Here is an 11,425-nt window from a genome sequence, read left to right as displayed (position 1 = left end):
TCTCAGCATGGACATGTCTAGCAGGTGTCCGGCATGGCGATCAGTACCACGATCGAGCGATCACGAACCGAGGAAGAACGGACTTAACGTCCTCTCAGTGCTCGGCGACCGTGTGTCGTTCGTGGCCGTGCCCTTTGCCGTGCTCTCGGTGGGCGGGTCCGCCTCTGACGTTGGTTTGGTGGCGGCCGCCGGGCTGGTGCCCATGCTGCTGTTCACCCTGGTGGGCGGGGTGTGGGCGGACCGCTTCCGGCGGCACCGCATCATGCTGGTCTCCGACATCGTGCGGTTTGCCGTGCAGGGGCTCATTGCTGTACTGCTGCTGTCCGGTGTCGCCGAGGTGCCGCATCTGGCCCTGCTGATGATCCTGTTCGGCACGGCGGATGCGTTCTTCATGCCCGCTTCCACAGGACTGACACCGCTTGTGGTCGGGCCAGGCCGGCTACGGGAGGCGAATGCCCTGCGCGGGTTCGTCCAGTCGTCCGGTCTGGTGCTCGGCCCGGCCTTGGCAGGTGGACTGGTCGCACTGGCCGGCCCCGGCGGCGCCCTGGCCCTGGACGCCCTGACCTTCGCGGTCAGTGCCGCGTTCCTGGCCCGGCTCAAGCCTCGCGAGACGGCATCCGAGACAGTGCAGGGCGCTGCTGGGGGGACCTTTCTCGCGGAACTGCGCGTCGGCTGGGTTCAGGTGCGCAACCGGACGTGGGTATTGTCCGGTCTGGCCGGCATGGCGATCTACCACGTTGTTGTACTGCCGGCGGTCTATGTGCTGGGTCCCGTGCTTGCCGAGCGTGAGTGGGGTGGTGCGGCAAGTTGGTCGGTGGTGGTGGCGGCTTTCGGTATCGGGGCCATCGTCGGCGATGTATGCGCCTATCGGCTTAAGATCGCGCGGCCTATGGCCCTGGCCGCTGCGGCGCTGGCGGTGGCCTCCTGTCAGGCGATCATCATCGGATCCGGTACAACGCTCATCTTGATCGCCGTTCTCGAAGCGGTCACCGGCGTTGCTGTTTCACTCTTTTTCGTCCTGTGGGAGACGGCACTGCAGACACACGTGCCCGAGAAGGCCCTGTCCCGCGTGAGCTCTTACGACCATTTGCTGTCGGCAGGACTCATGCCGGTCGGTTTGGCGCTCGCAGGCCCGGTGTCTGAATCCCTCGGCGTGCGGTCCACGCTGTACGCGATGACAGTCATAGCGGTCCCTGCCACCCTCGCGCTTCTCTGTGTCCCGGACGTACGACGCCTCCCGGCGCATGCCCCAGGCACTGCGAACGGCGGTGGCAGCGTCCAACCTGCCTCAGAGACCAGCCTGCCGTGAAGGGGTGCCGATACGAAGGCTGTCACCGATCCTGCTGCGGGCTGGCCGTGTTCTCCGTGAAGGACTCGGTCGGGAACCCCCTCCCCAGCTTGCCCTTGCCTCCCGTGTCGGTGGAGAGCGGCAATCGGGCCGCTCTGCAGATCCCCGAGGGCAAGCTCGCGGACGGCGGCACCTACCGGTGGTCCGTCCGTGCCTGCACCGGTGTCGGGTGCTCGCCCTGGTCGGCCGAGCAGGACCTGACGGTTCGGGTCCAGCCCCTGCCCCCGATGCCCGCAAGCCAGTCCCTGGTCATAGGCGATGCCGCCTTCGCGGGTGTGTCGACCGCCACCGACTGCGACGCGCCGGGCTGTGCCACGCCGCCGAACGGCCGGCTCCGGGTCGGCACGGCCGACGGGCACCTGTGGGCCACCCATCTGAAGGCAGACCTCGGGGCCCTCCCGAAGGGGGCGCGGGTCACCTCCGCCAAGCTGTCGCTGACCAGGTCCGACTGCACCACGCCGTGCGTGGTCCAGCAGCCGGACGTGTACGAGCTGTCGACTCCATGGACCCCCGCGCAGAGCGGCAGGGACCTTCTCACCGCCGCCGGCAACGAGGCCTACGTGTCCGGCACCGCGCTGACCGAGATCGACTTCGGCCAGCTGGTGCAATCCTGGATCGACCGCGGCGGGAACGAGGGCATGGCGCTCACCGTCCCGGGTGCGGCAGCCGGAGCGGAGTACCACTCGGGCGCGGCCTCGGACGCCTCCCAGCGTCCCAGGCTGACGATCGACTACCTGCCGCCGACGGCCCCCGGCGCGGTCGCCGACGTCGTCGCCGCAGCCGGTGACACCGGCCTGCTCGTCACGTGGAACGCGCCCCTGGACGGCGGCGCGAACAGCGACGTCACGTACGTGGTGAAGGCCGAGAAAGGCGACGGCACGGTGGCCGGCACCTGGGAGGGCACAGCGCTTCGCGCCGTCTTCACCGGGCTCGACAACGCGGGCTCCTACCGGGTCGCGGTGACGCCGAAGAACGGCGTCGGCAACGGCCCCGTGTCACGGTCCGCACTGGTTCACGGCGCCACCGTGGCAGGGGGAGCCGCCCGCTACAACGACTACATCCAGGCGTATCTCAGCGCCCGCAACAGGTCGTCACGGGGGTCAGCCCCACCACAGCCGACGCTGCCGCCGAATCCCCGTACGGGGCGGTCTTCAGCGAGGTCCTCGACACGCAGGAAGCCGCCATCGTGGCCGGCGCCGAGGCCCTGGCGTCCAAGGGCCAGTCGTACGTGGGCGCCTCTTCGGCCCTGGTGGACACCATGGCCGCCAACGGTGCCAACGGCCGCGTCCTGGTACGGACCACTGTCGTGCAGACGGTGACCCTGCGGGTCGACGGCGTCGACCAGGTCTCGGAGGACCGGTACTCCAAGCGGTTCGTCTTCGCCGTCTCGGGCGGGGCCGTGAAGCTGGAGGCCGAGTCCGACGACGCCGAGGCCGGACAGACCCTGTCCGCAACGGCCTCGGCGGGAGCCCAGGTGGTCGCGGTACCGGCCGACAGCACGGGCGCGCCGGCCGATGACGCCGGATCCGTCGTTCTCGGCGAGGACGGCTTTCCCACGTCGGAGGCACCTTCAAGTGGCGAGGCGCGGCGCGGTACGACCACGCGGCGGTCGTGACCGGCAACAACCAGGGCGCCGTCAGGATCGCCCAGCACGGTTACAGTGCCCATGACACGCTCAGCTCTGTCATCGCCAGGAACCGGTCGAAGGGCACGCCCATCAGCAGCATCATCGCTATCCGGCCTGTGGGCGCGTAGTGAGGCCGGTACCGGCCCTGCGGGCCCTCATCGCCTCCTCGCTGGCCTTCGGCGTACTGACCGGCTGCTCGGACTCGGACTATGACGCCGGCGACGTGCGGTACGCCACCGGCTACGGCTCCCACGAACCGCTGGCGGTGGTCGGGTACCCGACCACCGGATCGCTGGGGATCACCCAAGAGGTTGTGTGGCAGATCGCCGACGGGAACGCCGACGAACTGACCGACCTCGCAGCCGACAAGGACGTCAGTTCTCCCGAGAACACCGCCGAGAACTGGATCACGGCGTTCGGCAAGGGCGCTCGCGGGAAGGTGACCGCGGAGTTCTACGACGAGGGATCGGTCCGGCAGGTGGTCGTGCTCTACTTCCACGACACCGGTCAGGTCAAGCAGATCCAGGTCCAGGTCACGAACGGCGGGAACAAGGACAAGTGGCGCGTCGTCATGGCCGAGCCGGACCCCAGGGAAGCCGTCGCCGTGCTTCCCTGGGTACCGAAGAAGCCCGGCGAGCTCGGTTCGAAGACTCCGCAATGAGCTGACCGCTCCCTGATGGTGCGGAGCAGTTCGCCGATTCCATTCGGGCTCACCATGCCGGGGCCGCCTCCCCTGTGTGGGTGTCGAAAGACCATCCTGGCCCCTCCAACGCGGCACTCCGCAGCGGGAAATCGGCCCCCACGAGGTTCCGCACCGTGAACAACTGCCGCGGCTGACCGGTGGGCGCCGCATGCAATGAAATCTTCCGGCGGAGGAATCAGTCCCCGAGCCGCCACATGCGCAGCTGGTACTGGTCCTCCGTGGTGCGCTTGCGCCACGCACGGACCCCGTACCGGCCTGGTCCTGGCACCGGCACGAGGGATCCGTCCACGGGAACGTGCTCGCCGCGCAGCAGTACCACCTCGTGCTCCTCGGCGATCACGAGCTCGCCGTAGCCGAGGAACGTCCCGTCCCCGCCCACCGTCTCGACGTCGACAACCTCCATCGACACCACAACCTCGTGGCCTGCTTCCGCTCTGATGGCCACAGCGCCTCCGCGCCCGAACACCTGCAGCGCTTCGTCGGCGTGCGGTGCGTCGGGCAGCCGGCCCGTGTAGCCAGGGGCGGCCAGCCACATCACGCCGCGGTCCGGGCGGCACACGACGATCGTTCTCGCGGCCGCCTCCTCGGCGATCCGCCAGAGCTGCATCAGGTACCGCTCCAGGCTCTCGTGCACGCCTTGCGGCGGAGGCCCGTCGAAGAGAACCTGACGGCACACCCGCACCGCGTACACGCCCGGGTTGCCCACCGGGATCGGGTAGTCCGCGGGGCCGCCCATCAGCCCGGCCACGACGAGGATCCCGGACCGCAGCGTCACCGACACTTGCTCGACGACCGGCATGGTCGGGGCCGGTGGTTCCTCGTCCCACACCTCCACGGCCACGTCCACCTCGTGGGTATGGGCGAGGCTCATCACCCGCAGGCTGCGGTACCCGACACCGACGCTCCCGTCCTCGTTCATAGGCGGCTGCTCCTCGTCACCGGCCGCGTAGTCATGGAGCGTGAACTGCGCGTACTCGACTGGGACATACCCGTCGGCCCTGATGAAGCTCTTCGCCATACGGGTCAGCATTCCACCCCAAGCGGTGGCCCGGAGCCTTACCGAGGCTGCAACCATCGACTCCCTGGACGGCTCACCCGCGACCACATAGGACAGCCGGCCTTCGTGATTCACGCCGTTCGCACAGGGCGAGTTCAGCAGCTTTCGACCTCCGCGCCCCCATACGGTGTCCACGCCGTCCTCATACCGCCGCCCGGCGCGCGGTGGGGGCGGCGCGTATCGGAGATGCAGGGCGGGAGGGAGACCGGGATGACGCAGGCCGCAGTCAGCGAGCTGGACGAACGGGTGCCGGGACGTCGTTGGACGGTGCGCCTGGACGCCGCCGGCCGGGGCAGCACAGCGGTGCGTCTCACGTGCAGCCGGCCCGCCTGCGCCGAGCAGCGCCTGCCATCCGCGGCCGTCGGCCGTGCGGCCGCGGTCGCCCACATCAAAGCTCACCTACGCACCGCCCCCGCCCCGAGAGCCGCGGTGTACTGCGCGTGCCGGCTGGCGGGCTGCCACACCCATCTGCCCGATACCGGCCGCCTACGTACGGAACCCTGGCGGTGCGGCGGGCCGGTCGTCCTGGCCGTGGCCACCGACCGGGAAGGCCGCTGGTGGCAGGTCATGGAGTGCTGCTCTCGATGCGCGGCCGCCACCCCCGGAGCAAAGACCGTGGCCACCTCTGCACCCACCGCCCCGGACCGCCCTTGTCCGACCGGGGCCCCGGCCCCGGCCCCGGCAGGGGGCACGGGTGCGGGGGCACCGCTGTTTTCCGACCACCAGGTCGCCGGCTTCGTTTCGGTTCCCCGCTCCGTGCCGGTCCTGAGCCGCCCGCCACAGGCGAAGATCGCCCAGCGGGTCATCCCGCACGATCTGCGCCCCGTCGTCCTGCGGGACGAACTCATCGAACTCGGTGACCTCTTCCGCGCCTACCAGCAGCGCGACGAGCCCGACCTGGAGCTGCTCGCCGACCTCCAAGAACGCAAGGCCCGCGCCTTCACCACCTGGGCCGACGTCACCAGCGAGGGGCCCCTGCGATGGGAGGCCCGGCGGGCCGAGCAGGCCGCTGCCACCGCCCGTCTCCAGCACCAACAGCGCACCGGCGGCGGCGACGGGCCGGCTGTGACCCGGTTGCTGAACGTTCCGGGGCAGTGGGAACACGCGCGCTCCGTCCTCGCGTACGTGGCCGACCACACCCCGCTGCCCGGATGCGACGCACGGCTGCTGGTACTGATGCTGACCCTGCGCACCGCGCACACCGGCACCGGCAACCTCGTCGGCCAAGACCTCACCGCACTGGGCCTGACCGATCCGCAGAACCTGGTCGAGAAGCTGACCGGCTGCGGCTGGCTGTCCCTCCCCAGCACCCCCGACGACCTACTCGCCTCCCGGCCGGAGAACCCCACCCCGATCACCGTCCCCTCCCTCGCGCCCCGCGAGGACGGGACGGGCCCGTTCACGTTCGGCAAGAAGATGCGGCCCAAGCTCTCCGGCTGGGCCCAGAAGGTCATCTCGGACAAGAAACTCCGCAAGGCCAAGGCCACCTCCACCACCCGCCTGCTCGCCCTGACCCTGGCCACCCAGAGCTCGGCATCGGGACGCCTGGGGTCCGGCGGCCACGGCATCGGCCTGAACGCGCTCGCCGGCATGGTTCCGGCCGGTGCCAGCGCACGGGAGAGCCTGGTCGACCAGCTGGCCGCAGCGGACTGGCTCACCGACGCCGCCCTCACCGACACTCACCTCATCGGGCAACTGACCGAACGCGTCCTCCCTCTCACCTGCCCCTTGCCCACCCCCGTGGACAGCCCCGGTAGGCGCCGAGCGTGGCGACGTCGGCCAGGCAGCCCTGTCCGGGCCGAAGCCGGCCGTCAGGCGAGCCTGCCCGTTGTCTGAGAGTCGAGTACCCACGTCGAAAGCCGTACACGGCTCGTGCCGACGACCGTCTCTCTCCCCCGCCCCGCGGGAAGGGGCGCGCTGTCAGGATCCTGACTGGGGCGGCCCGGCTCATGCGGTGTCGTAGCGGCCACGATTGCGAGATACCTGAGGAATTCGTCCCCGCACCGGCCGCCCGGCCCCATGTTCACCCGAAGGCGCGACCTGCCCCCACCGTGGTTGACGACCAACAGGATGCTTGGGGAAAAGTTGAGGGCCTTCACCCACTGAGTGAAGGCCCTCAAAAGTCTGACCCCGGCCGCGCAGCATAAGCCAGAGGCTGAACCGGGGAATCTTTCACCCATGAAACATCTCTGGTGTGCAGTGAGGTTCCCCCGAGATACGGGGAAGGGTGACAGCAGGTCAGATGGGTCTCATGAGAGGAGCCCAGACGATGCCCTGCACCGAGGAAGTACCGATCGAGTTCGAGGGGAAGCACTACGCCGACCAGGCAGCGACCGAACAAGCGTGCCTGAAACCACGTCAACCGGCTCTGACTAGCTAGTCAGCCACTCCCGCACAGCGGGGGAACCTCAGGTGTGGAGGGCAGCTGCCGCGACGAGGTTCCGAGAATGTCCTTCGTCTTGACCGGGGGCGGCTGGTTGGTCAATGAGTTCTTCCTGCGTTGGTGGTCCGCGAGATGGCCGGCCCCGCACAAGCAGCTCTTGCCTTTCGGCGCTCTGCCACGCAAGGGTCGGTAGCTCCTCAGCCCTGGCGGGCTTGCGGTGCCCCGCCGGGGTGGCAAGCCTTCATCGGCGGCTGCGGGTCGGCTTCGTTAGGGAGTGCAGAAGCGTGGCTGATGCTAGGGGTGGTGCGGGTGGCCACTGACCGTAGGAGTTCGGCGCACCGAGCACGGGGGCTGGCTTTCGGTGGTGCAGGTTCGAGCGGGTCATCGTGCAGCAACGGTCAGGAGCAACTACGGGTTACGTGTGTCAGGAAGCGATACCGGCCCGCAGACCAGGTGAGGCGAAGGCCCGGCTGGCGTGGCGCCTCGGGTGGCTGTCCCCGCCGGTCGAGCCCATCCACGGCCATGTGCCCCCGGGCGACCGGCAGTCGCCGGCGGACGGTCATGTCCGCTGAGTGCCGGTTGTGCCTACGGGGAGTGGACGTGAGATGCCGACCTAAGCTTCTTTGAGAAGAGGAGCGGAGCCCACGCAAGCCTCTGACCTGCAAAGATGCGGCCGCCTGTGTGCTGGCAGGAGCACAGTCGAGGCTCTGAAATGTCAGCCCGCAGAGCACACTTCGCCAGAAAGTCCAAGAGGGGTGTACTTTTCAGCTCCGCAGCGCCGCCTCGGATCGCCGCAGGTCAGAGCGTTGCTGCTTGAGCCATGAAGGGCAGATTGCGTCTGCTGCGCAGAGCCAGGACGTGCGCTCATTGCGACACATAAAGTCCACGAGCCGTGGACTTTTGCTCCGTGGGGGCGCAGAAAGTCCAGCGTACGTGGACTTCACGGATCTCCGGTCGTGTGAGCGTGCGCCTGAAGGCCCCATCGGCGCGTCGACGCGCCAAAAGACAACCAGGCATGGATTTTTGGATACCCTCGGACTGCCTGAGTAACAAGGGAGGTCCTGTGACAACTGATCCGCCCGCCCGTCGTCGAACGCGCGGGCCGCGGCTTGTACCCGAAGCAGCAGGAAACGAAGCCGAGTTCGGCGACATCCTGGCCGTACTCGGTCAGCAACTGGGGGAGAAGGTGGCTCAGACCACCGATCCCAGCGGACGCCGTCGGCTCAAGGGCGTCCACTTCGAGTACGCAGCAGACCCCCGAACCGTGCACGACATGGCGGGCGGCGCCGGCTACAGCCTAGCGAGCAACTGGTTCACCCAGCTCCTCGCCCAGCTCGCTGTTGCCAACAGCATCACCAAGTCGCAGCTGTGCGTCTTCCTGTTCGTTGCTGGCGGCCAAGTCCCCGGTACCGGAATCGCGCAGTACACACAGCAGGAGATCACCGACGGACTGAACAAGGTTGCCGCGCATACGGGCGGCAAGATGATTACGCGCTCCACCGTGAACCGCGCAGTCCAGGCCCTCTGCGGCTACAACTGGGTGGAGAAGGTTGGCAACGGCCGGATCCAGATCAACGTACGTCTGTGGTTCCGCGGAAACAGCACCGCACAGCACGAGGTCCTCGCCGAGATCGCCGAACGGCACGACCACAGTCCCGAGGCTTTCCCCTATGCGGTGGGACCCGAAGGCACCCACCAAGAGGAGCTTGACCTCGACTTCGGAGCCGATGCGAGCATGCGAGGAAGGAAACGCACCGGGTGATAGCGCCACCACGCCCGACTCCGGGCAACCGAACACGAGGAAGGCAACCCCATGGCTAACGTCATGTCTCCGATCGTCGCGGAGCGCATCTGGGCCCTGCCCCTGTCCGGGTCCGCCATCAAGTTCCTCCAGTACCTCCTCTACCGAAGTGACTTCGGGGGAGCACTCCCGGTACGTCAGCGGGACATGGCAACGGAGTACGGCGTCACGCCGCAGGCCATCAGCGGGCTCATGGCGCCTCTCTGTGCCTTGAACATAGTCCTCCGCCCGCGCAGCGAGGAGCGGAACGGCAATTCCTACCGTCTCCACCCGCTCGCAGCGAAGTACGAGACCCCTGAAGCCATGGAAGCTGCGTTCCGGGACGCACTTGTCCGCATCCAGACCGGGGACCTTCCCAATCTGAAACTCCCCACGTACCACCAGACGCCGCCAGCCCCCACCGGAAGGCCGAAGCTGCAGGTGGCCTGACCTGAACCGACACAGAAAGAGGGCCCTCCACAGAAGTGGAGGGCCCTCTTCGCCTGAGTAACAAACGGTGCCTCCACTATATCCGGCCTCCCACTTTTGAGCAGCTGCACTCCGCCGTGCTCGGGGCCGTCGGCAAGGTGCTCTGTTTCACAGTGCCGGTAGGAGCGAGAGTGGCTCGCTGCGGCCGTGGCGAGCAGCCGCAGCAGGCTGGTCAGGAACGCCTCTCCGGCGAGCCGTGATCGGAGGCGTTGTCACTCCGGACGGTGATGGGACTCCTCTGCTCCGGCAAACGATCACCAGCCCGTGACCTTCCTATTGGTCCATCCGATGGACATCGATCACGTCTCCTGCAGCGCCCGCGACGCCCGGCGGCAGTGAATTGACCGGACAGCCGTCGGGGAGGGACCTCGGCTGGCTCGCCGACGCCGCCTGGGCCTACGCCGACGACTACGTGTGGGAACCTCTTCCCCTCCCCGCCCGAGACCGGGGTGACGGCGAACTCGACACCGCAGCCGGCGCCCTCGCCGAGCTCCTGTCCACCCTCGCCCGCCGGCAGCACGAGCACGGTTCGTGCATGGCGATCGTTTGGCCGGGCTGGAGGTGCCGCCACTGCGAGGGGTCGAGGGGTGCGAGCCGCACCGAGGCTCGCTCGCCGGGCCCAGGGAGGGAGTGGATTCGACCCAGATGCTCGCGATGTTGAGGGTCGGTTCGCCGGTCGGGGTTCGGTTACCGATGTTCCACATCGGCCGGAGAACGCCAGCTCCGGAGAAGGGGGTCTGCCGTCGGCTCTCGCTGGCTGGTCGGAGTGTGAGGTCAGCTCGGATGATCCCGTTGCGGACTTCATAGCAGCGCCAGTGGCACCAGGCAGCGCTGTTCTTCAAGTACATCTGCTCAGCGGCCGTGGCGAGGGTCTCCCAGAAACTGAGCGGAAGCGGCCGGACGTCGCCAAGTTCCTCCAGCAGACCGAGGGCCACCTCCCACTCATCGTGGGTGAGGTAGTCCCAGACGTTGGCAAGTCGCACCTGCTGATCGCGCTCGGCACCGAGGCCGCCATGGCCGGCCACCGGGTCAAGTACGTCCTGGCGACCAAGCTGGTCAACGAGCTCGTCGAAGCCGCCGACGAGAAGCAGCTGACCAAGACCATCGCCCGCTACGGCCGCGTTGATCTTTTGTGCATCGACGAGCTTGGCTACATGGAACTCGACCGCCGCGGCGCCGAACTCCTCTTCCAGGTCCTGACCGAACGCGAGGAGAAGAACAGCGTCGCCATCGCCTCGAACGAATCGTTCTCCGGCTGGACCAAGACCTTCACCGACCCCCGCCTCTGCGCGGCCATCGTCGACCGCCTCACCTTTGGCGGCAACATCATCGAGACCGGCACCGACTCCTACCGCCTCGCCACCACCCGCGCCCGCACTGAGCAGCAGGCCGCCCACTGAGCAGCGAGAGACCACCCGGCCCTCAGTTCTCCATGAATCGCCGGCGCCAATACCCGCAAGCACTGAACGGGGTTGCCAGCATGAGGTGAGAGCTGAGGGAGACGGCCCTGCGGTCGAACTCAGCGTCCAACCTGGTCAAGAGCCTGCCGAGGTCTGCCCGAGCACCACGGGGCAGCCACAGCAGCACGTCCTCCAGACGGTCTCGTGCCACCAAAGGATCACAGCAGGCGCAGCCGATCACCGGATCCGGCAGAACGCGCCCTGGCTGCCCCAAATACGCTCGGCACTCGGCCAGGGCAGCGGCCACAGCCCCAGGCCACAGGCGGTCTTCTTCCAACTTCCGGATCGCTACGCGAGTCGCCGCAGACACACCGCGGATCCGGCGAACCGGGACACCTCTTCTGGGCCGCCAACGCTCCGCGCGCAGCCCCCTCGGACGCCTACGCGGCATCGGCCTTTCGGATCAACATGCCGTCATCTTGCCACGGCCCGCACTGCCCCCGCACGCGATCACGGCGAGCCCAGGCCGCTTCACGTGCTCTTAGAGGACGTTAAGTCCGTTCTTCCTCGGTTCGTGATCGCTCGATCGTGGTACTGATCGCCATGCCGGACACCTGCTAGACATGTCCATGCTGAGA

General features: G+C 68.1%; 8 protein-coding genes and 2 pseudogenes. 8 read left to right on the top strand and 2 right to left on the bottom strand.

Features of this window, described 5'->3' with window-relative positions:
• The first annotated feature begins 97 nt into the window (after positions 1 to 97).
• From ACFW2G_RS32215 to ACFW2G_RS32200, 4 genes are all read left to right on the top strand, one after another.
• Complete coding sequence (locus tag ACFW2G_RS32215; protein WP_384585487.1) at positions 98 to 1,309, top strand: MFS transporter; 1,212 nt, start codon at positions 98 to 100, stop codon at positions 1,307 to 1,309.
• A gap of 104 nt (positions 1,310 to 1,413) precedes the next feature.
• Positions 1,414 to 2,667: a DNRLRE domain-containing protein gene (locus ACFW2G_RS32210; RefSeq protein WP_384681121.1), complete on the top strand. Its 1,254-nt coding sequence runs from the start codon at positions 1,414 to 1,416 to the stop codon at positions 2,665 to 2,667.
• A complete protein-coding gene (locus ACFW2G_RS32205; RefSeq protein ID WP_384585483.1) occupies positions 2,607 to 2,963 on the top strand; it encodes a hypothetical protein in 357 nt (118 codons plus the stop codon). Before ACFW2G_RS32210 ends, ACFW2G_RS32205 begins: the two co-directional genes overlap by 61 nt.
• A gap of 139 nt (positions 2,964 to 3,102) precedes the next feature.
• Positions 3,103 to 3,636 carry a hypothetical protein gene (locus ACFW2G_RS32200; RefSeq protein ID WP_384585481.1) on the top strand — a complete coding sequence of 178 codons (534 nt, stop codon included), beginning with the start codon at positions 3,103 to 3,105 and terminating at the stop codon, positions 3,634 to 3,636.
• Between the two features lie 217 nt (positions 3,637 to 3,853).
• Here ACFW2G_RS32200 and ACFW2G_RS32195 read toward each other — a convergent pair whose 3' ends face one another.
• Positions 3,854 to 4,696, bottom strand: a complete 843-nt coding sequence (locus ACFW2G_RS32195) for a hypothetical protein (protein ID WP_384585479.1) — start codon at positions 4,694 to 4,696, stop codon at positions 3,854 to 3,856.
• Between the two features lie 795 nt (positions 4,697 to 5,491).
• On the opposite strand from ACFW2G_RS32195, the gene ACFW2G_RS32190 reads away from it, so the two are divergent.
• The 3 genes from ACFW2G_RS32190 to ACFW2G_RS32180 all read left to right on the top strand — a co-directional run bounded on the left by ACFW2G_RS32190 (position 5,492) and on the right by ACFW2G_RS32180 (position 9,348).
• Positions 5,492 to 6,571, top strand: a complete 1,080-nt coding sequence (locus tag ACFW2G_RS32190; RefSeq protein ID WP_384585476.1) for a hypothetical protein — start codon at positions 5,492 to 5,494, stop codon at positions 6,569 to 6,571.
• A 1,610-nt stretch (positions 6,572 to 8,181) separates the two neighbouring features.
• On the top strand, positions 8,182 to 8,880 hold the full coding sequence (locus ACFW2G_RS32185) for a hypothetical protein (RefSeq protein ID WP_384585473.1): 699 nt from the start codon (positions 8,182 to 8,184) through the stop codon (positions 8,878 to 8,880).
• A gap of 51 nt (positions 8,881 to 8,931) precedes the next feature.
• Positions 8,932 to 9,348, top strand: a complete 417-nt coding sequence (locus ACFW2G_RS32180; RefSeq protein WP_384585470.1) for a hypothetical protein — start codon at positions 8,932 to 8,934, stop codon at positions 9,346 to 9,348.
• Between the two features lie 447 nt (positions 9,349 to 9,795).
• Here ACFW2G_RS32180 and ACFW2G_RS32175 read toward each other — a convergent pair.
• Positions 9,796 to 10,412 (bottom strand): annotated as a pseudogene (locus ACFW2G_RS32175) (hypothetical protein).
• On the opposite strand from ACFW2G_RS32175, the pseudogene ACFW2G_RS32170 reads away from it, so the two are divergent.
• Positions 10,359 to 10,787: pseudogene (locus ACFW2G_RS32170) on the top strand (ATP-binding protein); the annotation flags it as partial. The pseudogenes ACFW2G_RS32175 and ACFW2G_RS32170 overlap by 54 nt on opposite strands.
• Between the last annotated feature and the right edge of the window lie 638 nt (positions 10,788 to 11,425).

Origin of the sequence: Streptomyces sp. NPDC058880, assembly GCF_042742535.1 — a bacterium.
Classification (GTDB): Bacteria; Actinomycetota; Actinomycetes; order Streptomycetales; family Streptomycetaceae; genus Streptomyces.
This window is presented reverse-complemented; position numbering and strand designations above follow the sequence as displayed.